This window comes from Nocardia vaccinii NBRC 15922 (genome assembly GCF_001613305.1).
GTDB lineage: Bacteria > Actinomycetota > Actinomycetes > Mycobacteriales > Mycobacteriaceae > Nocardia > Nocardia vaccinii.
The window spans coordinates 1-21,833 of the sequence record NZ_BDCC01000040.1 but is presented as its reverse complement, the minus strand read 5'-3'; the positions used below and the strand labels follow the sequence as shown (position 1 = coordinate 21,833).

The 21,833-nt window shown below is 68.1% G+C and carries 23 protein-coding genes and 1 pseudogene; 6 read left to right on the top strand and 18 right to left on the bottom strand.

Annotated features, from left to right (window positions below; genetic code table 11):
• The first annotated feature begins 44 nt into the window (after positions 1–44).
• Positions 45–503, top strand: coding sequence for a GyrI-like domain-containing protein (locus NV1_RS25790; protein WP_067896524.1), 459 nt, complete (start codon positions 45–47; stop codon positions 501–503).
• A gap of 102 nt (positions 504–605) precedes the next feature.
• Here the strand turns inward: NV1_RS25790 and NV1_RS25785 are convergent, their stop codons facing one another.
• Positions 606–1,106 carry a histone deacetylase gene (locus NV1_RS25785; protein ID WP_245713923.1) on the bottom strand — a complete coding sequence of 167 codons (501 nt, stop codon included), beginning with the start codon at positions 1,104–1,106 and terminating at the stop codon, positions 606–608.
• 508 nt (positions 1,107–1,614) lie between these two features.
• Between NV1_RS25785 and NV1_RS25780 the strand changes: the two genes are divergently transcribed.
• The 3 genes from NV1_RS25780 to NV1_RS25770 all read left to right on the top strand — a co-directional run bounded on the left by NV1_RS25780 (position 1,615) and on the right by NV1_RS25770 (position 4,851).
• Entirely contained in the window at positions 1,615–2,553 is a 939-nt protein-coding gene (locus tag NV1_RS25780; protein WP_067896521.1) for a MerR family transcriptional regulator, read from the top strand.
• Between the two features lie 155 nt (positions 2,554–2,708).
• The gene (locus tag NV1_RS25775) at positions 2,709–3,899 is read left to right on the top strand and encodes an NAD(P)/FAD-dependent oxidoreductase (RefSeq protein WP_067896518.1); all 1,191 of its coding nucleotides are present in this window, start codon (positions 2,709–2,711) and stop codon (positions 3,897–3,899) included.
• 10 nt (positions 3,900–3,909) lie between these two features.
• Complete coding sequence (locus tag NV1_RS25770) at positions 3,910–4,851, top strand: sigma-70 family RNA polymerase sigma factor (RefSeq protein ID WP_067896514.1); 942 nt, start codon at positions 3,910–3,912, stop codon at positions 4,849–4,851.
• A 192-nt stretch (positions 4,852–5,043) separates the two neighbouring features.
• Here the strand turns inward: NV1_RS25770 and NV1_RS25765 are convergent, their stop codons facing one another.
• The 10 genes from NV1_RS25765 to hemL form a co-directional block, all read right to left on the bottom strand.
• Complete coding sequence (locus NV1_RS25765; protein WP_067896511.1) at positions 5,044–5,394, bottom strand: cupin domain-containing protein; 351 nt, start codon at positions 5,392–5,394, stop codon at positions 5,044–5,046.
• Entirely contained in the window at positions 5,391–6,182 is a 792-nt protein-coding gene (locus NV1_RS25760) for a class I SAM-dependent methyltransferase (protein ID WP_067896508.1), read from the bottom strand. Before NV1_RS25760 ends, NV1_RS25765 begins: the two co-directional genes overlap by 4 nt.
• Positions 6,183–6,620: 438 nt before the next feature.
• Positions 6,621–6,797 carry a hypothetical protein gene (locus tag NV1_RS43815; protein WP_157117364.1) on the bottom strand — a complete coding sequence of 59 codons (177 nt, stop codon included), beginning with the start codon at positions 6,795–6,797 and terminating at the stop codon, positions 6,621–6,623.
• Positions 6,798–6,822: 25 nt separating this feature from the next.
• Entirely contained in the window at positions 6,823–7,317 is a 495-nt protein-coding gene (locus NV1_RS25755) for a GNAT family N-acetyltransferase (RefSeq protein WP_067896506.1), read from the bottom strand.
• Between the two features lie 79 nt (positions 7,318–7,396).
• On the bottom strand, positions 7,397–8,368 hold the full coding sequence (gene ccsB, locus NV1_RS25750) for a c-type cytochrome biogenesis protein CcsB (RefSeq protein WP_067896503.1): 972 nt from the start codon (positions 8,366–8,368) through the stop codon (positions 7,397–7,399).
• The gene (resB, locus tag NV1_RS25745) at positions 8,368–10,020 is read right to left on the bottom strand and encodes a cytochrome c biogenesis protein ResB (protein WP_067896500.1); all 1,653 of its coding nucleotides are present in this window, start codon (positions 10,018–10,020) and stop codon (positions 8,368–8,370) included. The genes ccsB and resB overlap by 1 nt, the downstream gene beginning before the upstream one ends.
• A 2-nt stretch (positions 10,021–10,022) precedes the next feature.
• Positions 10,023–10,859 (bottom strand): cytochrome c biogenesis CcdA family protein, encoded by an 837-nt coding sequence (locus NV1_RS25740; RefSeq protein ID WP_067896498.1) that lies wholly within the window; start codon positions 10,857–10,859, stop codon positions 10,023–10,025.
• An 85-nt stretch (positions 10,860–10,944) separates the two neighbouring features.
• Positions 10,945–11,655, bottom strand: a complete 711-nt coding sequence (locus NV1_RS25735; RefSeq protein ID WP_084525770.1) for a TlpA disulfide reductase family protein — start codon at positions 11,653–11,655, stop codon at positions 10,945–10,947.
• A 296-nt stretch (positions 11,656–11,951) separates the two neighbouring features.
• Complete coding sequence (locus NV1_RS25725) at positions 11,952–12,557, bottom strand: histidine phosphatase family protein (RefSeq protein WP_084525775.1); 606 nt, start codon at positions 12,555–12,557, stop codon at positions 11,952–11,954.
• 140 nt (positions 12,558–12,697) lie between these two features.
• Positions 12,698–14,020, bottom strand: coding sequence for a glutamate-1-semialdehyde 2,1-aminomutase (hemL, locus tag NV1_RS25720; protein ID WP_157117366.1), 1,323 nt, complete (start codon positions 14,018–14,020; stop codon positions 12,698–12,700).
• A gap of 176 nt (positions 14,021–14,196) precedes the next feature.
• Here hemL and NV1_RS25715 point away from each other — a divergent pair, with 176 nt between their 5' ends.
• The gene (locus NV1_RS25715; protein ID WP_067896489.1) at positions 14,197–14,583 is read left to right on the top strand and encodes a hypothetical protein; all 387 of its coding nucleotides are present in this window, start codon (positions 14,197–14,199) and stop codon (positions 14,581–14,583) included.
• A 4-nt stretch (positions 14,584–14,587) separates the two neighbouring features.
• Here NV1_RS25715 and NV1_RS25710 read toward each other — a convergent pair whose 3' ends face one another.
• The 5 genes and pseudogenes from NV1_RS25710 to hemB form a co-directional block, all read right to left on the bottom strand.
• A complete protein-coding gene (locus NV1_RS25710) occupies positions 14,588–14,809 on the bottom strand; it encodes a hypothetical protein (protein WP_067896486.1) in 222 nt (73 codons plus the stop codon).
• Positions 14,810–14,884: 75 nt separating this feature from the next.
• Entirely contained in the window at positions 14,885–15,130 is a 246-nt protein-coding gene (locus NV1_RS25705) for a hypothetical protein (RefSeq protein ID WP_157117363.1), read from the bottom strand.
• Complete coding sequence (mce1N, locus tag NV1_RS25700; protein ID WP_245713921.1) at positions 15,127–15,744, bottom strand: transport-regulating membrane protein Mce1N; 618 nt, start codon at positions 15,742–15,744, stop codon at positions 15,127–15,129. Before mce1N ends, NV1_RS25705 begins: the two co-directional genes overlap by 4 nt.
• A 300-nt stretch (positions 15,745–16,044) precedes the next feature.
• Positions 16,045–16,533 carry a hypothetical protein gene (locus tag NV1_RS25695; RefSeq protein ID WP_067896479.1) on the bottom strand — a complete coding sequence of 163 codons (489 nt, stop codon included), beginning with the start codon at positions 16,531–16,533 and terminating at the stop codon, positions 16,045–16,047.
• Between the two features lie 104 nt (positions 16,534–16,637).
• Positions 16,638–17,609, bottom strand: a pseudogene (gene hemB, locus NV1_RS25690) (porphobilinogen synthase); the annotation flags it as partial.
• Positions 17,610–18,305: 696 nt separating this feature from the next.
• Between hemB and NV1_RS25680 the strand changes: the two are divergent.
• Positions 18,306–18,578, top strand: coding sequence for a hypothetical protein (locus NV1_RS25680; RefSeq protein ID WP_067896473.1), 273 nt, complete (start codon positions 18,306–18,308; stop codon positions 18,576–18,578).
• A gap of 504 nt (positions 18,579–19,082) precedes the next feature.
• Here the strand turns inward: NV1_RS25680 and NV1_RS25675 are convergent.
• Complete coding sequence (locus NV1_RS25675) at positions 19,083–20,648, bottom strand: bifunctional uroporphyrinogen-III C-methyltransferase/uroporphyrinogen-III synthase (protein WP_067896469.1); 1,566 nt, start codon at positions 20,646–20,648, stop codon at positions 19,083–19,085.
• On the bottom strand, positions 20,649–21,665 hold the full coding sequence (hemC, locus tag NV1_RS25670; protein WP_067896584.1) for a hydroxymethylbilane synthase: 1,017 nt from the start codon (positions 21,663–21,665) through the stop codon (positions 20,649–20,651).
• Between the last annotated feature and the right edge of the window lie 168 nt (positions 21,666–21,833).

The following is a 21,833-nucleotide window of genomic DNA, read 5'->3' as shown; positions in this document are numbered from 1 at the left end:
TCCTCGGACCAAACCGGATACGTACCGGAAAGGGGCGATGATCCATGACCTATTTCGACATCGGGGTGGTCGACGATCAGCCCGAGCAGGACGCCGCCGTACGACGGGGACATGTGGCCGCACCCGCCATCGCCGAGTTCCTCGGCGCCTCGTTCGCGGAGGTGATGCGCGTGGTCAGGGAGCGGCACGTGGCCGTGATCGGCCCGCCGTTCGCCCGCTACACCCAGACGGACGGGGGCTTCGACGTCGAGGCGGGCTTTCCCGTCTCCGCGGCATTCGAGGACGACGGCGAGGTTGTCCATACGGTGCTGCCCGGGGGACGCCTGGCCGGCACCATGCACGTCGGGCCATACGACACGGTGGACCAGGCATACCGGGCCATGGAAAAGTGGCTCGCCGAACGCGGATTCGAGGCGACCTCCGCCCCCTGGGAGTCCTACCTCGACGGGCCCGAGGTGGCGAACCCGCGCACCATCGTCACCATGCCGTGCGCACCCGTGTGAGCACGAGCACCGCCATGCTCACCCGCGGCCGGACCGGCTCACTCGCCCGAACCGTCAGCGGATCGCCGGCGCCGGAAAGGGGTAGCCGCAGCATCGGCCGGATTACTCGCCGACCACCAGCGCACGCAATTCGGCGGTGTCCCACAGTCCCCGGACACCGGGCAGTCCGGCGAGATAGGCGTGGATCCGCTCAGCCGTCCAACCGTGCGATTCCCGCAGCCCGCCGGCCAGTATCTCCAGATATCGCGTTGCGGGGCGACGCAATTCAACGGTCGCCGGATCCCACGGCGCGGTGCAGGTCAGCACCGGATATCCGGCGCGCTCGCCGAGACACACCACCGTCTCGTAGCGACCGTCCCCCAACCGAACCGAGCCGTCGCGCAGCACTGCGTCCAGATCGATCCGCGTTCCCGTCCCGGGCTCCCGGTACATCTCCTGTGCGACGAGATCCTCGAACTGCTCGAGCGTGAACAGATACCCGCACGCCGCAACGTCGCGTGGCCAATCCTCCTGCGCCCGAGGCGAATAGAACGCAATCCCACCTGTCCATACCGGGCTCTCCCAGGCGAAATACACCGTACCCGGCAGACTCAGTGCCCGCATCTCACGCGGGCCCCTCCCATCCCGAAAACCTGGATAGACCCGCGCCGCCCCCGGCGGCCGCCCTCCCTCGACGTAGTACTTCAGCCGCCCCGTGGACAGATTGGACCCATAGGCCGCATACCACACCGACCTCAATACGGCCCCGCGCAGCTGTGCCGGCCACTCACCACGACGTCGATGGTGAACAGCCATCCGGACGATTGCTGCTGATTACCACGGGTGACCATGCGCCCCTATCCACGGCTTCGAGGTCGATCGTATTCGATTCGTATTCGCGTTCGCGGCGGCTCGCAAAGAGTGATCCACACCAGCGTTGATGAAGCCGTCGTGACCTCGGTGCGGCTCACCGAGGTCACGACTCCCGGCGGAAAGTGGCGGTTGTGGACATTCGTGGCCTGAATGCTCCAGTCGATGCGGAGATCCACTGTCGATGCTGGTCGCGGCCTGATACTGCGAGGCGGGGGTGTCGACTTGAGTCTCCATCAGGGGGAGACATCAAGCTTGGGGCATGGACGACGAGACGCTCTTCACGATCGGGGCTCTGGCCGAGCGGACCGGCTTGACGGTCAAGACGATTCGGTTCTACTCCGACAAAGGGATCGTCCCGCCGACCTGTCACAGCCCGGCTGGCTACCGCCTCTACGACATCGACGCTCTGGCGCGTCTGGAACTGGTCCGGACACTGCGCGAACTGGATATCGACCTGTCCACGGTGCGGCGCATCCTGGCCCGCGAGACCTCGCTGGCCGAGGTCGCTGCGGCACACGCGGCCGCGCTCGAGGTGCAGGTTCGGGTGCTGTGTCTGCGACGTGCGGTGTTGCAAGCGGTCGCGCGCCGGAAATCGAACCCACAGGAGATGGACCTGATGCACAAACTGGTGAACCTGACGCAGGCCGAACGGCACCGCTTCATCCATGACTTCATCGATGACACCTTCGGCGGTGTCGACGCCAATCCGGCCATGGTGGAGTTGCTGCGCTCCAGCATGCCCGACCTTCCCGATAATCCCACCGTCGAGCAGGTCCAGGCGTGGATGGAACTCGTGCAGCTGGTGCAGGACAACGATTTCCGGGCAGCGGTGCGGCGCATGGCCGAGTATCAGCAGGAGCAACGCGCCGACGGGGACAGCACCGGGTTGCATCACGACTTGACCGAGACCGTGCGCGAGGAGGTCGGTCGAGCGATGGCCGCAGGTATTGCGCCGGATGCACCCGAAGCGGCGGCCATTGTCGATACTCTGACCGCGCGCTATGCCGAGGCCTTCGGCAGGGCCGACGACAGTGACCTGCGGTATTGGGTGCTCGAGCGGCTGGAGGTCGCCAACGATGCTCGAGTGACGCGATATTGGCAGTTGGTGGCGGTCATCAACAGCTGGCCGCCTGTGGCGGATCTGGAGCCGGTGTTCGTCTGGTTCGGCCGAGCCCTGCGCAGCCACCCCACCAGGTAGCGAACAGCCAGGGCCGCACCGTCACGTCATCGCGCTGAGTCGAACGATTAGCCGTCAATGCCGGCCTCAGTGGTGATCTACATCACCGCTTGATGCTGTCAGGAGTTCGAAGGCTGTCTCGTTCAGGAAGCACGCGAACCAGACAGGAGCGAACCATGAAGCACCGCATCGTCGTCCTCGGGGCTGGATACGCCGGAGCCTTCTCCGCCGGATACCTGGCCCGCCAACTGCACCCCGACGACTTCGAGGTCACCGTCGTCAATGCCGAGGCGGATTTCGTGGAGCGGTTGCGCCTGCATCAGCTCGCCGCCGGGCGTGAGCTACCGCACCGGCCGCTGGCGGAAGTATTCGCGGGCACCGGCATTCGGCTACGCGTGGCGCGAGTAACCGACGTCGACGTCGAGCATCGGACTGTCACAGTCGCGGACGGCGCGAGCATCGACCGGCTCGAATACGACACCCTCCTCTGCGCGCTCGGCAGCACCGCCGCCGACCACGGCGTTCCGGGTGTCCATGAGCATGCCTTTCACGTGGCCGCGCGGACGCCCGCGCTGCGCCTGCGCGCACGCCTTGATGAGCTGGGCGAAGAGGGAGTTGTGCTGGTGGTCGGCGGCAACCTGACCGCAATCGAGGCCGCCACCGAGATCGCCGAGGCCCATCCAGGACTCCGGGTCAGCCTCGCCACCAGCGGCGAACTGGGCGGCTGGCTGGGCACGAAGGCTCGCCGTCACCTACAGCGTGCCTTCGACCGGTTCGGCATCACGGTCCATGAGCACACCACCATCGAGCGCGTTGAGGAGGCGGCCGCGATCGCCACCGGCGGCACCGTTCTCGCCTCCGACGCGACCGTGTGGGCCGCCGGCTTCGTCGTCCACCCGATCGCTGCCGCCAGCGGCTTGGAGGTGGAACCCAACGGACAGATCACTGTGGACCGCCACATGCGGTCGGTCTCGCACCCGGATGTCTACGTTGCCGGTGACAGCGCCTTCGTCATCGGCGACAACGGCAAGCCGATGCCGATGTCCTGCGCTTCGGCGGGCTACACCGGTCTGCAGGCGGTGGCCGCGATCATCGGGGACCGGACCGGGCGCAAGGTCGAAACGCGCGCACTGATGTATTACGGCAACCACATCAGCCTCGGACGCAAGGACGCGATCTTCCAGCTGGTCGACGATGACGCTCGCTCGAAGCCCGGAGCACTGTGTGGCCGGTCGGCGGCGCGAGTCAAAACGGCGATCGTCGCAACCAGCGGCTGGGCCGTCAGCCGCCCGACCTTCGGAAAGCCGAGTCACAGATACCGGTTGGCGAACCCACGGGAGCACACGCTCGACGTGGCCATCGCATAGGGTCGCGCTCATGGAGACTGCCACCGTGGCGCGTTTCGAGGCCAGCCGGAATCGGTTGGCCTCGCTCGCCTACCGTCTGCTCGGCTCGGCCGCCGATGCCGAGGACACGGTGCAGGACGCGTTCCTGCGGTGGCAGGCCGCCGACCAGGAATATGTCGAGGTGCCCGAGGCGTGGCTGACCAAGATCGTCACCAACCTGGCGCTCGACCGGCTCCGTTCGGCGACGGTACGGCGCGAGCGGGCGGTCGGCGCCTGGATGCCCGAACCGCTCCTCGACGGCGACCCGATGCTGGGCCCGGCCGAGACCGTCGAGCAGCGCGAATCGGTGACCCTGGCGGTGCTGACCCTCATGGAGCATCTGTCGCCGGTGGAACGGGCCGTTTACGTACTGCGCGAAGCCTTTTCGTACAGCCACGCCGAGATAGCGGACATTCTCGGCATCACCGAGTCCGCAAGCCAGCAACACATCCACCGAGCCCGGCGTCGAATCGGCGCCGCCGGCCACGCGACCGGCATCGACCATACCTCCGCGCGTCGAATCGTCGAGGCGTTCGTCGATGCCGCCGCCTCGGGCCGTACCGAACGGCTGGTAGCGCTGCTGACCGAGGACGCGACGGGCATCTCGGACGGCGCGGGGCTGGGGCTGGCCGCGAAGCTGATCCGGTACGCGACTCCGGAGCGGATCGCCGGCGCGGTACGGACCGGCTTCAGACCGTCTCCGGCCAAACGGCGACTCGCCGGCGGTTCGCCCTCGATCCACGCCGAGGTGGTCAACGGCTGTCCGGCCATGCTCGCCGTGCTCGACGACCGTGTCGTGGGCGTGTTGATCCTGGAGCTCCGTGGCGACAAAATCGCAGGTGTGCGTGGCATAGCCGCCCGGGACCGACTCGGCCGCCTCACCGAGGAGTGGCAGCGGCAGCAGCACGGTGCACCGCTGATCGAATCGTGGTAACCGACCGTTCGACACTCGATCTCACGCCGGTCCGTCCATTCCCTTCGAACCATTCGGCGAGCACTACAGCTTGGCCGTGGTCGACATTGCGGGCGGCGGTACCTGGTCGTGCCCGCGGTGCAGCAGCGTCCGACTACGTTCGTTGGCGAGACGCCCTGTGCCGCTGATCGTTTCCGCAGGCCGGTGAAGTTGTCAGCCGGCGCTCTCGACGTTGCGGTGCAGGGTGACGTGCACGACCGAGTCCAGCTGCGCGGCGAGGCGGTGCGGAGCACGGGCGGCGACGTGGACAACGGTTCCTGGTTCGAGACGATGAGATTCGGTCCCGGTGTCGGTGGTGATGTCGAGTTCGATGGCTCCACTGAGGCAGTGGATGAGGATGGGGCCCGGCGCGCGGTGCTCGTCGAGGATCTGGCCCTGGCGGAAACTGAAGCTCACCAGGGTCAGGCCCGGACCGCTCAGGAGCCGCTGCGCGTTGGGGGCAGCGCCGTCGCGCGGGTGCCACGCGGCGGTGTCGACGGCGATGGGTGTGGCAGCGGCGGTCACAGTGGCTTCCTTGCGACGATTTCGATGGCGGTCATTCGGCGGCGGTGAGTGTTGAAGGTGGTGCGCATGGCGAGGACTCGCTGCCGGGCAGCGCGGTCGCGCAGGATGTTGCGGACGATACGGGCGGTGCCGAACAGTCCTTCGTCGGCTACCATGCGGCGGAGCTGCAGCAGCGCCATAGGGGCGAATTCTACTGCGCGAACCTCGAATCCTGCGGCGGTGAGCAGATCGGCCCACTCGGTCCGGGTGAGCGGGCGGGCGTTGACCTTGATGGATCGTGCCAGTTCCTTGCGGATCACGGTCTTGGTGTAGTCGTCCAGGTCGTCGGGTCGCAGGGCAAGTTCGTGAATGGCGTAGCGGCCGCCGGGGCGCAGCACCCGGAATGCCTCCGCGACGATCTCGGCCTTGTGTGCGTCGGTTTGCATGGTGAGCAACGCTTCTCCGATCACGGCGTCAGCGGAACCCGCGTCGAGGCCGGTGGCCCCGGCATCGCCCCGGGTGATGACACCTGCGGCACCGACGACATCCGCGCTCAGAGCCGCTGCGGCGGAATCGGCTTCGACGCCGCGGTAGCTGGCCGGACCGCGACGCAGGATGGCGGTGGCGGTCTTGCCCAGGCCGGGGGCGAGTTCGACGACATCCGCGCCGCGCAGATCGGCGTCGTCGAGCATGCGTTCGGTCAGTTCCCTGCCACCAGGTCGAAGGATGCGCTTGCCGAGCCGGGCGAGCAGCCAGTGGCCGGGCATCTGCGCGGAACCGCGCTCGTCGAACGGCAACGGCCTCGTCATCGGCGTTCCTGGCATCGGTGTGTTCCTGTCGTCTCGGCCACCCGCAGGCGGCGGTATCCACTGCGGAGTCACGGCTCGGTTGACCAGCCGTTCACAGCGGACCACTCGCGCCGCACCTGCCGTCCTGCCATCACATTCGACGCTCCGCACAGCAACTACTCGGACAACTCTACACCAATCATTAGGTGAGGCTAACTTAATTTTCATCTGGTGCTCTGCCCACAACCGCTGCCGTCCGGTCAAGCCGCTGAAGGGCAGAAGACGAAAACAGCGGGATCTCGATCTGCGCTGCGCCGGCCGGCGCCGAGTTCGCCGCCACGGTGGCGGGTCACCACGCCAATCGTGTCCGGTAGCACCGCCGACGTCCTCGGCAGCCCGCGAGGCCGGCGCTGGACGACCTCAACGAACAGGTGCAGTTCTCTCTCGGTCCCGCCGCGACTACCTCGGCACGCTGCGCCGGGGATGATCGAGCAGCGCGCGCCAGGCCGCTTCCCAGGGAAACCGACGGCGCGCTGCGCCGCCCGCCTTCGGTTCGTGCGGCACTCCCTCGGACAGCACCGTCACGCCCCACTGCGAGAGTCTGCCGATCGCTGCACTGATGGGTGGGAAGCTCATCAGAGCCCGATGCGGGCCGCACTGCTCAACGCGACAATGATCGACCGGAGGAAAGAGATTTGGCCAGATGAACGAGGTCGTAATCGCCTGCGCTGCTTCGCCGCACCTCGCTGTACCCGAACCTCTTGTACAGGCGCAGATTGGCATGGCTTTTCTCACCGGTGAACAGCCGCATCTCGGTGACCGTCCTCGGGACGAGGGTTTCGACAGCCCGCAGCAGCGCGGAACCGAAACCGTTACCTTGACGGTCGGGGGCCACCACGAGCCGCCCGAGATGGCCGACCGAGTCCTCGATCATCACCCGAACGGCGGCGACCAAGCGAGCATGGTCGCGAATGCCGAAGGCGAGCACCGCAGGAGAACCCAGTTCGTCCAGGAGTTGCGAGAGCGTCTGAGTCAGCGGCGCAAGAGTCAGGTCCGCGTGAGCCTGCGCCTCGCTGACGTAGGCGGCTCGTTGCAGCGTAAGGATCTCACCAGCGTCGCCCCGGCTCAGCGGCACGATATGCGGCTGTCCCTCCATGTGTCGACCCTATCGATGAACGCAAGCGAATTCGGGTCCGCCACTGATCAGCGCCAGGCCGTCCAATACAGGCGTTGCCCTAGTTCAACCCCGCGTACGAGTGCAACCCACTCACCACGATGTTGATGATGAACAGATTGAACAACATCGCGACGAACCCGGCGAGGTTGATCCAGGCGGCCTTGGTTTCCCGCCAGCCCGAGGTGGCTCGGGCGTGGAGGTAGGCGGCGTAGATGACCCAGGCGATGAAGGAGACGGTTTCCTTGGGGTCCCAGCCCCAGAAACGGCCCCAGGCGGATTCGGCCCAGATGGCGCCGAGGATGATGCCGGTGCCGAAGATCGGGAAGCCGATGATGGTGGTGCGGTAGGCGAGGCGGTCCAGGGAGCGAGCGTCGGGGAGACGGCGGGCGATCGCGCCGAGGATGTTGTCGGATTCCTCGCCCGCGGGCTGGACCAGGCGCAGCAGGAACAGCAGGCTCGACATGCCCGCGACCAGGAAGACGCCGCTGCCGATGCTGACGACCGTCACGTGGATGGGCAGCCAGTAGGACTTGAGCGCCGGAACCACCGGCGCCGCATCGGCATACAGCACCGTCCCGGCCAGGAACATCAGGATCAGCACGGGAACCAGCAGGAACGCCCACATCCCGCGATAGCGTTCGTGCCGCAGCAGCACCACGCCCAGTGCGACGGCCGCACCGGTCGCCATCGTCACGAACTCGTACATGTTGCCGAGCGGGAAACGATGGGTCGCGAAGCCGCGCAACACGATCGAGATGATGTGCAAGCCGAGCGCGACGTGCAGCACGGCGAAGGCCATATTGCCGATCCGCTCCGACGCCGGTTTGCCCGCGGGCTCGGTGATCCGTCCCGGCCCCTGCGGCGTTCCGGCCGGATTCGCGCCCACCGCAACGAGTTCGCGCTGCTCGGCCTTGCGGGTGTAGGCCATGGCGTACTGCACCAGCAGCATCACGAAGACCAGCACGTACACCACGATCGCCGACTTGAACGCGAGATCGCTGTAGGAGGCGATGTTCTCGTCGATCGGCATTACTTCTCTCCCGTACTCTCGGTCGGCGGCCCGCCCAGCAGGCGAACACGCAGGCGGTCGAACTCACCGCCCCACCCGGCCTGGTCGGTACGGGCCAGACCGCCCATTTCTACTACGGTACGTCGTTTGTCGTCCGGAGTCTCCCCCGGGTCCCGCTCACCGGCGGGATACGCACGCAACCAGATGCGGCGGCGCTTGACCAACAGCGAAACCAGCAGTCCGGCCATCATCGTGATCGCGCACACCAGCACCCACTGCTGCGCGGGATCATGCGAGACCTGCAGATTCGCCCACTGCTTCGCCCCGTCGAACCGCACCTTCGTCCCGTCGGAAAGCGTCGAGGACTCACCGGGCTTCAGATTCACTCGCGTCTGCTTGACCAGCCGACCCTGTCTGATCATCTCCGGATCCAGCGAGAACACCGACTGGCTGCGCCCGGTGTCCAACCCCGTCTCACCGCGATAGATGTCGACGGCCACGGCCGGATCGGTCAACGCCGGATACGACGAGCTCAACAGCGTTCCGTGCATGAAGGCGGTCGGCGCGAACAGACCCTCGATGGCGATCTGGTGCTTGCGGTTCTCCGCCTCCGACGAATACATCCCGCCGGGCGGATCGAACCGCATCACGCCGCTGGACAGGAACGTCGCACCACCCGTCGGCTCCCACTGCACCGTCTGCGTGCGGGTCTGCCCGTTCGGATAGGTGACGGTGAACGTCGGCGCGTAACCGTGGCCCTGCACATACACCCGGTCGCCCTCGACGCGCAGCGGATGGTTCACCTGCACGGTCGTATCGCGCCAGGTGTCGTCGGCGAAATTCTGCGCGGTCTGATACGAGATGTCCGCGGTGAACATCTGCGCCTCGCCGCTGGGCAGATAGTCGGCCCGGAAATCCTTGACCCGCACGCACAGCGGGGTCAGCCCGGTGCCGTCGATGAGATTGCCCGCGCGGAAGGAATCGAACGCCGAGATCGAACTCGTGCAGAATCCGGGACCGCCGTCGGCGATGACGATGACATTGCCCTCGTAGCCGAACATCTTGCCGACCGCGATCGCCACCAGCAGACCGACCAGCGCCAGATGGAAGACCAGATTGCCGAACTCGCGGAAATACCCCTTCTCCGCCGAGAGCGCGATCGCGCCGTCGGCCGAACGCTCGATCACCCGCCAGCCGCGCAGCTGCTTACGCGCCTGGGCGACAACATCTTCCGGGTTCTGCTCGACCTCGGTCGAATAGTGGTGCGGCAGCCGGGACAGCCGGCGTGGCGCGGCGACCGGCGGCGTGCGCAGCGCCTTGTAGTGGTCGAACACCCGCGGCACGATGCAGCCGATCAGCGAGATGAACAGCAGCGCGTAGATCGCCGTGAACCAGAAACTGGAGAACACGTCGAACAGCTGCACCCGGTCCATCAGATGTCCGAGGGTGGGGCGGTCGGCGATGTATTTGTCGACCTTCTGCGCGTTGAGGCTGCGCTGCGGCAGCAGTGCGCCCGGAATCGCCGCGAGCGCCAGCAGGAACAGCAGCATCAGCGCGGTGCGCATACTGGTCAGCCCGCGCCAGGTGTTGCGGATGAAAGCCAGAACCCTGCGCAGCGGCGATTGCCGAGGGGGACGGGCGGGGGCCTCGGAGGCCGTCATGGTTGCAGTCATAGTCAGATCGGGAGAGTCACTCGGGAGACGAACATATTGCGGACCCACCCCACGAATTGGTCCCACATACCGGTCACCAGCGCGATACCGACGGCGACGAGCAGAATGCCGCCGATCACCTGAATGGTGCGCGAATGGCGGCGCAGCCAGCCGACCCCGCGCAACGCGCTGGCCGACCCGAAGGCCAGGATCACGAACGGCAGCCCCAGGCCCAGGCAGTACGCCACGATCAGCACCACCCCGCGCACGGCGGTGGTCCCTTCGGTCCCGGCGGATACGGCCATCACCCCGGACAGCGTCGGCCCGAGACAGGGCGTCCAGCCGAGCGCGAACACCGCGCCGAGCAGCGGTGCGCCGACCAAACCGGTCAATCGCCGCGGATGCATCCGGGTGTCCCGCTGCAACGCCGGGACCAGACCCAGGAACACCAGCCCCATCACGACGGTGACCACGCCGCCGAGGCGTTGCAGCAGTTCACGATTCACGTTCAGGGTCTGGATGAGGCCGAACACCGTCGCCGAGGCCAGCACGAATACGACGGTGAATCCCGCGACGAACAGTCCCGCCGCCCCCGCCACGCGCATCCGCCCGGCCTTGTCGAGGGTCACGGTATCCGGGCGCTTGCTCTCCCGGGCCTGGGCCACGGTCACCGGCGGGGCTTCCGCACCCACCAGCCCGGCCAGGTAGGACAGATATCCCGGCACCAGCGGCACCACGCACGGTGAGGCGAACGACACCAGCCCTGCGAGCAGACATGCCCCCAGGGCCAGCAGCAACGGACCGGATGCGGCGGTCTGCTGGAACGAATCCCCGACCGACGCGAGCACACTCACCCGCATGTCGACCGACCCAGCGCGGCCGGGCAGCACGTGCGCGCACAACGCCGCGTGAACCACGAAAGCCCGGCGCCACCCTCACCTCTCACTACGCACTCTCCGCGGCGAGACGATCGACCACCGGCTGCAGATCGGCAGCGAGCAGCGAACGCAGGAAAACCGCCGCCACTCGATGGTGGCGGTCCAGCACCAGCGTGGTGGGGATGACGCTGGTCGGGAACTTTCCGCCCAGGGCCAGCAGACTACGGAATTCCGGATCGTAGATCGACGGATACCGGATGTGGTTGGTGTCGACGAAATCCTGCGCTTTGTCCTGCTCCGGATCGCGCACATTGATCCCCAGGAACGCGACCCCGCGCGCCTTCGACTGTTCGTAGACCTTCTCCAGTTCGGGCGCCTCGGCCCGGCAGGGCCCACACCATTGCCCCCAGACATTCAGCACCACAACCTGATTCGGGAAATCATTCACCGAAACGGTCTGGTTCGTCAGCAGATTCGGACCCGACAGCTTCCCGATCGTCCCGCGCTCGGCGGCCGGGTCGTAGTAGATATCGGTCTTCCCCCCGGGCGATACGAACTGGAACGTCCCGCCCTGCGCCACCGCATCGCTACCGGTCGAACATCCGGCGAGCGCAGCCACCAGCGCAACGCAGGCGACCAATACCGGCACCACGATCCGCACCGGCCTGCACTCAGCCAGCACGCGACGCGCACCGAACCATCCCCCGTGTCGCACCGCACCGAAACGGGCCGGGACACAGCGCTCATCCGAGCGGCGCTCACCGGAACCAGCCGGCATACGACGCTCGCCGAAAGGACCGGACGCCCGCCTTTCAGCCGAGAGCTCGGTCGCACAACGCTCATCTCGGCGCTCGAATGCGGGAACCACACCAGGACGGGCGAACCCACGACGCCCGCCGGAGCCACGGAAAAGACGATCACCGCCGAATCGTCCGGTAATACCAGGTACAGCGGGGTGCGCTCGGGCATCGGACTCTTCCTGCACCGCGTCCGGCGCGACGAGGCCGTGGCGCCGCGCGCGAACACCGCCGGGCCGGGCACCGCGCCCGCCGGTTCTGCCGGATGCCGAGCCGTTCACGCCCCGGTCACCCGCGGATCCGACGCCCCCGCGGGTTCGGAATAGACAATGTCGATCAACGTATCCCCTTGGTAGACAAGGGATGTCAGAGAAGCGAGGGAGCACTGGCGGTTGCGGGGGTCGTGCCAGAGGCGTTTACCTTCGAGGAAACGGCGCAGGGTCCACACCGGGAGCTGATGGGAGACCACGAGGGCCTCGTGACCGGCGGCCTCCACACGGGCCTTGTTCACCGCGGCCAGCATGCGGTGCGCGATCTGCAGATACGGCTCACCCCAGGACGGCGTGAACGGGTCGCGCAGCTTCCACCAGTGCCGGGGCTTGCGCAGTGCGCCGTCGCCGACCGCGACGCGCAGACCTTCGAAGGTATTGCCCGCCTCGATGAGGTTGTCGTCGGTGCGCACGATCAGTTCGTGCGACGCGGCGATCGCACCGGCGGTCTCCTGTGCGCGTTGCAGCGGGGAGGCCACCACCAGGGTGATGTCGTGATCGGCGAGCGCGCGGCCGACCGCCGCGGCCTGGGACCGGCCGGTCACCGACAGACCGAAGCCGGGTAGGCGGCCGTAGAGGATGCCCTTGGGGTTGTGCACCTCGCCGTGCCGCATCACGTGCACGATCGTCTCCGTGTCCGCGACGCCGTCGGGTAGTTCGGAGTGCTCGTCGGGGGTGAGGTCCGCGGCCGCATCGAACGTGATGTCCTGCGGTGTGTCGGATGTCGTCTCGTCGGCTGGCTCGGTGCGCTCGTTCACGCGTCGGATCCTTCGGGTGTGGCAGCCGCCGCGGCCGCAGCGGCGGCGGGCAGGGCGGCGGCGATGCGGTCGAATGCGTCCTCGTCGAGCGCGGCGGAGACGAACCACGTCTCGAACGGACTCGGCGGCGCGTAGACGCCGCGATCGAGCAGAGCGTGGAAGAACGCCGGGAAACGCCAGGTCTGGCTGGCCTTCGCGGCGGCGTAGTCGGTAACCGGGTGGTCGGCGAAGAACACGCTCACCATATTGCCCGCGAATTGCACCTGATGAGCGAGCCCCGCCGTATCGAGTGCGCCGCTGACCAGCTTGCCGAGTTGTTCGGCGTTGCGATCGAGTGCGGCGTAGACCTCCGCGTCGGCCGCGCGCAGCGAGGCCAGTCCGGCCGCCACCGCGACGGGGTTGCCCGACAACGTCCCGGCCTGATAGACGGGTCCCATCGGGGCGAGCCGGTTCATCACCTCGGCGCGGCCGCCGAACGCCGCCGCGGGCAGGCCGCCACTCATCACCTTGCCGAAGGTGTACAGATCGCCCGCGACGCCGTCGCGCCCGAACCATCCGGACCGGCTCACCCGGAATCCGGTCATCACCTCGTCCATGATCAGCAGGGCGCCGTTCTCGGAGGTCAGCCGCCGCAGGCCCGCGTTGTAGCCCGGCTGCGGGGCGACCGTGCCCATATTGCCCGCCGCGGCCTCGGTGATGACGCAGGCGATCTGGCCGGGATGCGCGGCGAATGCGGCGCCCACCGCGTCCAGATCGTTGTAGGGCAGCACGATCGTGTCGGCCGCCTGCGCACCGGTGACGCCGGGCGAGGTCGGCAGGCCGAGCGTCGCGACGCCCGAACCCGCGTCGGCCAGCAGCGCGTCGACATGTCCGTGATAACACCCGGCGAATTTGATGATCTTGCTGCGGCCGGTGAAGCCGCGGGCCAGCCGCACCGCGCTCATGGTGGCCTCGGTGCCGGAGTTGACCAGCCGCACCCGTTCCACGGGTTCGACCCGCGCGGCGATCTCCTCGGCCAGTTCGATCTCCGCCTCGGTCGGCGCACCGAAGGACAGTCCGTCGACCGCGACCTTCCGCACCGCCTCGACGACGGCCGGATGCGCGTGGCCGAGAATCATCGGCCCCCAGGAACACACCAGGTCCACATATTCGGCGCCGTCGGCGTCGGTAAGCGTGCACCCACGCGCGGAGGTGATGAACCGCGGCGTACCGCCGACCGAATGAAACGCTCGCACAGGCGAATTCACGCCGCCGGGAATGATCGCAGCGGCGCGATCGAACAGGCGCGCGGAGGCCGGAGAAGAACTCACGGCCTCCAGTGTCGCAGCCCGGCCCGCACCGGTCGACGACAGGGTGTAGTGGGGTGAGCCACCCCACACCCTATGTCCGGATTCGACGCAACACGCCGGAACGCCGTTCGAGGCGAATTCGGTCGCTCACAGATTGCTACTGCGTACCCTCTGTCCATCATCCGCAATCCGCCCGGGAGAGATGCATGCGAACCTTGATCGTCGGCGCCACCCTCACCGCACTCGCGGGTACCGCACTGACCTGCGCAGCGACCGCGGCCTCGGCGGGTGAGATCGTCGCCCAGCCCGATCAGGGGCGCATCGGGATCAGCCTGTCGCACTCCGAGACCGCGGCCCTGGCGGACGGTCCGCTGCCGGCGCTGGTCGGCAAGGTCGTCCCGCTGAATCGCATGGGCGCGGGTCTGCATCCGGGCAGCCGGCTCTACCGCGACCCGCACGGCGGCGTGCACGCCTCACCGCGCGAACTGCTGCTCGAATCGGCCGCGCACCCGAACGGGAACGTGGTCATCTTCCTGGACGCCCCCGGCACACACGGCCCCCGCGTGCTCGACATCTACGAGCACTGGAACTGACCCTCTACCAGTGCGAGGGCCGCAGACACGACAGCGAGAATCCGGTCGTCACCAGGCAACCCACCGGGCCCGGAAGGCCGTCGACCAGACGTGAGCGGGTCACCGGTTCCGGAGCCGGACCGGCATCCATCGCCGTCACCACGTCCAGGGCAACGGTGGCCAGCCCGATGACGGCGATGGCCAGCATCACCACGACTCTGCGCTGCACGGGGGACGTGCGGGACATACCTCCAGTGTCCGCACCGATCGTCGGGTTGGCACCGATTGCTGAAAGTTGGCCGCGATCCGCGGTACCGGCCGGTCAGGCCCGGCGATATCGATCGACAGCCCGCGCGACCAGATCGATCAGGGCCAATCCGGCCACCGCGGCCAGCAGCGCGGCCAGGCCGAGCCAGGGCCCGCTGTAGCGGGTCGCCTCGAAGGCGGGCAGATCGCCGGACGCGGCGAACGAGATCGACTCGATTCCGGCATGCCAGGTCGGCACGATCGCGGCGAGGCAGAGAACCAGTACGACCACGTCCAGGGCGGGCCACAACCGGTGCGTCATCGAACGTCCTCCCCGCCGTCACGGGCGCCTTCGTGGCTGTCGCCGACGCCTTCGAGCGCGGCGTTCTCGCCGGAGCCGGCGTCACGTCCGGCGATATCGGCGTCGGAACCGCTCTGCTCGGAGCCGCCACCTGTGCGGAGTCCCTCGACCGCCGCGGTGAGCTGCTCGCGCAGACCTCGGTGATCGCGCGCCCACGCCTGCACCAGACCGCCGTCGCGCAACTTCAGTCCGATGCCCTTGCGACGCCGCGGCACCCCGGCCAGCTCGCCGAGGGCACGCGCGGACTGCCAGTCCTCGTCCTCCCAGGACTCCTCGTCGGGCTCGGGAAGGACCGCGGCGATCCGCTCCAGTTCCAGCGTCTCGGCGCCCTCACGCAGCGAGGTGCCGGTGAGTTCCACGCTGACGTGCCGCTTTCCCGCGACGACCTGCAACGAGACGAATCCGGCGAGCAGTATCGCGCAGAAGGCCAGACCGAACCAATGCACCGGGCCGTGGCCCAGCGCCAGTTCCAGAATCAACACGATCAGGCAGATCAGCGGACCGTATGCGACGGCGCGCCAACGCGCACCGGGCTCGGCGAACCGCACGTCGGCCGGGGCTCGGGTATCGGTCACGGAAACCTCCAGGCTGTCTCGCCCGCCCGCGTGATTCTCCGGATGCGGCGAAGCGATTCAGCCGACCATACCGGGCAGCAACAGAACGGCCAGAGTGAGCAGACCGAGAACGAGAACCAGGCTCATCATCAGCACGTCTCGCCGAAGGCTCTGCGGCTGCTGAATCACCACTCGCATCATTGCCTCCGCTTCTCCGGAACGCCTCGCACGATCCGATGCGGAACGCACGACCCACGACATCCGGTTCCCAGGTCCTCTGTGACAACCCTCACCATACATGTTGCCGCACCGGTAACAAACTCACCGTGGCGGCCGACCGCTGTTCACGGCGAAGTAGGCGTTGGATTCGGTTCGGTGGCAAAGGAATACGGCACCGGCGGCCAGCACGGCCTGCAGGATGGCCGCGGCACCGGCGAGCATCTCACCGGTGCCGGAGATCGCCCCGAGGCCGAACATCGAGTTCACCCCGCCGATCACCAGGACTACGGCCGCCACGTCGAACAGCGTGCGCGCCCACGCTTTCCCGCGACGCAGCTGATGCACCACGGCCAGCGCCGCGGCGGCGAGCGCCAGCCCGAACACCACGCCGAGCACGATCAACACGGTGACCATCAGGTCGTAGGTCGCCATCGGGGTCTGCGGTTCCTGGGTGCGCAACTGGTCGTAGATGTTCCGGGCGATCGTATGCCGATGCTCGAACCGCGTCCACGTCCCGGCGAACAGCCGCACCACACCCAAAATTACCGCGCCCCACCATAATTGGGACGCGGTACGGACGTCGTCGGGCATCGGCCGATCAGGAGCCGGCGGGGCCGGCGGAGTCCACGGATTCACGACAGCCGATGCGCGACCCCGGTCGCCCCGGGCCGGGCCGCGATATCCCTCCCGTGCGACAGCCAGTGCGCGACTTCGGTCGCCCAGTAGGTGAGGACGATATCCGCACCCGCTCGCCGGATACCCATCAGCGATTCCAGGATCGCGCCGCGACGGTCGATCCAGCCGTTCGCGGCGGCGGCGGTGATCATCGCGTACTCACCGGAGATCTGGTACGCGGCCACCGGCACGGTGGAACGGTCGGCGACATCGCGGAGTATGTCCAGGTAGGACATGGCGGGCTTGACCATCACCAGATCCGCGCCCTCGGCCAGGTCCAGTTCCAGTTCGCGGATCGCCTCGCGGCGGTTGGCCGAATCCTGTTGGTAGGTGCGGCGATCGCCCTGCAACGAGGAGCAGACCGCCTCGCGGAACGGGCCGTAGAAGGCGGAGGCGTACTTCGCGGCGTAGGCCAGGATGCCGGTATCTATGCGACCGGCCTCGTCCAGTGCGTCGCGGATCGCGCCGACCTGGCCGTCCATCATGCCGCTGGTGCCGAGCAGATCCGCGCCCGCCTCGGCCTGGGCCAACGCCATATCGACGTAGCGATCGAGGGTCGCGTCGTTGTCGACCGCGCCGCCCGCGGACAGCACGCCGCAGTGGCCGTGATCGGTGAATTCGTCCAGGCAGGTGTCGGCCATGACCACCGTCGCGTCGCCGACCTCCTCGGACAGCGCGCGCAGGCCGCGGTTCAGGATGCCCTCGGGGTCGCTGGCGAGGCTGCCGTCCGCGTCCTTGTCCTCCGGACGCGGCACTCCGAACAGCATCAGCCCGCCGACCCCGGCGGTGACCGCCTCGACGGCCGCCTTGCGCAGTGAATCCATCGAATGCTGATACACGCCCGGCATCGAGCCGATCTCGCGCGGTTCGTCGAGCCCATCGGCGACGAACATGGGTAGCACCAAATGCCTTGGTTCCAGTGTGGTTTCGGCAACTAGACGCCGTAGAGCAGGGGTACGACGCAACCGCCGCGGGCGGTCCATTCCGGTCATGAACCGCACGATACGCCCCGGTCCGGGCCTGTGCCGCACCGCCTCCGCACCGGATCGCCGCCCCGCGCGACGACCGTCGTCACCCCGTGACCAGGCATTCATCCAGCAACACCGGGCGTGCACACAACCATCCGATCCGCGCACGGCCACCGCGCCCGGACTCCGGGCCCATGTACTCGACCATCCGCGGGCGTCATACGTTCGCGACTATGACCGATCACACACACTCGCGCCCGAACCGCACCCGTGCGGCGACCGCCGCCGGACGACAGATCGAAGTCACCGGACCCGAACGCCGCGGCCGGCGCCCTTCGCCGCCCCGGGGAGACCCTGCCTGTGCGCGTCCGTCTCGATGATCGGATAGGTGGCCGCCGGCCACTCGTTCGCCGCGCCGCACCGCCCCGATGCGGCCGGCGACGATCCGCATCCGTCCGGTCGATGGGAGTAGCGCGCCGCCGGCGGAATCGACCACCGCAGCTCGGCGAACACTGACACGAGGGTGCGACGGCCCTGGTCCACCAGCGCGCCTTCGACTGGCTGGACGGTGTCCTCGGTCGTTGACCCAGCGCAACGGAAATCGCCGGCCGCACAACGCGACCGGCGATTCTTGTCGGTGCCCAGCGCTATAATCGAAGGTGTGTTCGAGAGCTTTCGAGCCCTCGATCATTCGTTTCCACCACCGACGGGGAGGGTCTCGTGGCCACAAATTCACCGATCAGCATCGACCAGCCGTACGCTCCGCTGGTCAAGCGCCGCCTGCCCGCCGGCCGCCCGCGCTCCTGGTATGTCACCCACAATCGCCGGCTCAAGGCGATGCGCCTGGCCATCGCCCTGCTGGATTCCGGCGTCTACCGAGCCGACCTCGCCGATAACGAAAAGATCCGCCACACAGCCGATCTCGTAGGTATTCGCCCACCCTCGGACAAAACCTGCCGCCTGGTCCGAGACCTCATGCGCAACCACCGCTGAGCCACCGCGCCCGCATCCCGAACACTCACCGAGCACGCGGAACGAGCGCCGATACCGCGCGCCCTCGGCGCGATTCACCTCAACCACCACGGCAGAGGCGAATCATGCTGAGGCACAGCCTATTCGACACCGGACAGACACACCGGCACATCCGATCCGAGCAGCCTCGACCACACCGACCCCGGTACCCGGCCCGAAGCTCGAGAGGGGCGCGAGCAGCCGACCACCGAGAAGCGGAGGAACCACACACAGGTTCGCGGCCCGTCTCGCCGCTCGGACGCGTGGCGGGTGCGAGGAACGAGTACCCGACGCGGGGCCGAGCGGTGAGACCCGAAGGGGCCGCGAACAGCCGGAGCGCAGCGGAGGCAATCCAACACACTCCGCGGCCCGTCTCGCCGCTCGGACGCGTGGTGGGTGCGAGGAACGAGTACCCGACACGGGCCGACCGGCGAGACCTCAGGGGCCGCGAACACGCCGGAGCGAAGCGGAGGCCGAAATACAGCCTCAAGCCCGCCCGCGGCGGCTCTTCTTGCGCGGCGGGGGTAGCAGGCCCTCGGCGCGGAGGTGGGCGGCGTGTTCGGCGAGGGCCTCGACCAGGGGACCGACCTGGGCGAGTTCGGGTTGCACGTCCACGCGCAGGCCGAATTCGATGGCGGTCTCGGCGGTCTTGGGGCCGATGCAGGCGACGATCGTGCGGGCGTGCGGTTTGCCCGCGATGCCGACCAGGTTCCGCACCGTGGAGGAGGAGGTGAACAGGACCGCGTCGAAACCACCGGTCTTGATCATCTCGCGGGTCTCCGCGGGCGGCGGCGAGGCGCGCACCGTGCGATAGGCGGTGACGTCGTCGATCTCCCAGCCGCGGTCGCGCAGCCCCTCGGCGAGGGTTTCGGTCGCGATGTCCGCACGCGGCAGCAACACCCGGTTGACCGGGTCGAAAACGTCGTCGTAGGGCGGGAAGTCGGCCAGCAGGCCTTCCGAGGACTGCTCACCGCTGGGCACCAGTTCCGGGTTGATGCCGAACGAACGCACCCGCTCCGCGGTGGCCTCGCCGACGCAGGCGATCTTCACCCCGGAGAACGCCCGCGCGTCCAGACCGAATTCGGCGAACTTCTCCCACACCGCGCGCACCGCATTCGTGGAGGTGAACACCACCCACTGATAACGGCCGTCGACCAGGCCCTTGACCGCGCGTTCCATCTGCGCGGGGCTGCGCGGCGGCTCGACCGCGATGGTCGGCACCTCCATCGGGATGGCGCCGTGCGTGACGAGCTTCTCACTCATCTCACCGGCCTGTTCCTTGGTGCGCGGCACCAGAACCGTCCAGCCGTACAGCGAACGCGACTCCCACCAGGACATCTTCGAACGCTTCTCGACCTCTTTGCCGACCGTGACCACCAGCGGCCCGACCAGCTCCGAGGCGGCGCTGTTCAACGTGGCCAGGGTGGCCTCGATGGTCCGCTGCTGGCGGGTCGTGCCGCGCACGGTCACCGCGACCGGGGTCTGCGCCGCGAGGCCGTGCTCGGTGAGGGCGCTGGCCGTCTCGGCCAGATGCCCGGACGTCGCGTGCAGCACCAGCGGGCCGGGCGCGGCCGCGACGGAGGCCCAGTCCACCTCGCCGCGCACATCGACCTCGGTATGACTCGAGCCCAACGCGATGCCCGCGTAGGCGGGCACCGTCGAACCGGACGGCAGACCGGGCAGCACCTCGAACACCATGTGCGAGCGGGTGACGGCGTTGACTTCGGCGATCACCGAATCGGTGGTCAGCGGGTCACCGGAGACCAGCCGCACCACGTCGTGACCGTTGCGCGCCTCCGCGACCAGGGTCTTTGCCACCTCGGCGGGTTCGCCCAGTGCCGGACGCACGTCGACCGGGCGTTCCCCGTCCGGGTTCGGCTCCACCGCGACACCGATCAGGGCGAGCACACCCTTGTCCACATCGGGGTCGGTGAACGCCAGCGTCGCCCGGTCGAGCACCTCACGGGCCCGAACGGTCAGCAGCGCCGGGTCACCGGGGCCGGACCCGACAAAGAGAATCCGACCAGGATGCTTCTTAGTGGCTCGGCTCATTTATCGTTCTCCATTGGGCTGGGATGGGTGAAAGTCTGTGCCGCCCTCGCGGTCGGCGCCGAGCAGCTCGCGCGCGCCCAGCTCGACCAGCTCGCGGGCCAGCGCGCGGCCGAGTTCCCCGGCCTCGCCGGGCGAACCGACCACCGATGCCCGGAGCACGTCCGAGCCGTCGATCGCCGCCACGCAACCGCGCAGCGACAATTCCTCGACCACCCGGCCGTCGTCGTCGAGCGATTCGACGACCTCGGCCAACGCGCCGATCGGGGCGGTGCACCCGGCCTCCAGTGCGGCCAGCAAAGCCCGCTCGGCCTCGATCGCGGCGCGGGTGCCCGCATCGTCCAGGGCGGAAAGGATGGTCACGAGATCCGGATCGTCGGCGCGGCACTCGACCGCGAGCGCGCCCTGCGCCGGGGCGGGCAACATCTGCACCGGCTCGAGCGATTCGGTGATCTCGTCGAGGCGGTCGATGCGGGCGACGCCGGCCCGCGCGATCACGACCGCGTCGAGTTCGCCGTCGGCGACCTTACGGATTCTGGTGTCGATATTGCCGCGCAGCGGCAGGATCTCGAGGCCGAGACCGAGCGCGCGCAGCTGTGCGGCCCGGCGCGCGGCGGACGTGCCGATCCGCGAACCGACGGGTAGCTCGCCCAGGACCAGACCGTCACGGGCGATCAGCGCATCGCGCGGATCCTCGCGCGGCGGAATGGCGGCGATGACGAAGCGCGGGTCCGGCGCGGTGGGTAGATCCTTGTAGGAGTGCACCGCGATATCGACGGTGCCGAGGGCGAGTTCGTTGCGCAGCGCGGCGGTGAACACCCCGACGCCGATCTTCTCCACCGGTTCCGAGGATTTGTCCCCGGCGGTCTTCACCACGACGAGTTCGGCCTGCTGCCCGCCCGCGATCAGCGCGTCCCGGATGGTTCCGGCCTGGGTCAGCGCCAGCAGGCTGCCGCGAGTGCCGATCCGCCACGGCGCGTCGGCGGTACCCCGACGTGTCGTATCGTTCTCGTGCACCATGGCGTCGGTGGCCGTCACACTGTGTCCTTTCGAGCATGAACGAGGCAATCCGCGGCTACACTCCGCTGCCGCCTCCGCGCCCGACCGTTCATGCCGTATCCATTTCCGGCATGAACGAGGCGCTCCGTGGCTACACTCCGCTGCCGCCTCCGCGCCCGACCGTTCATG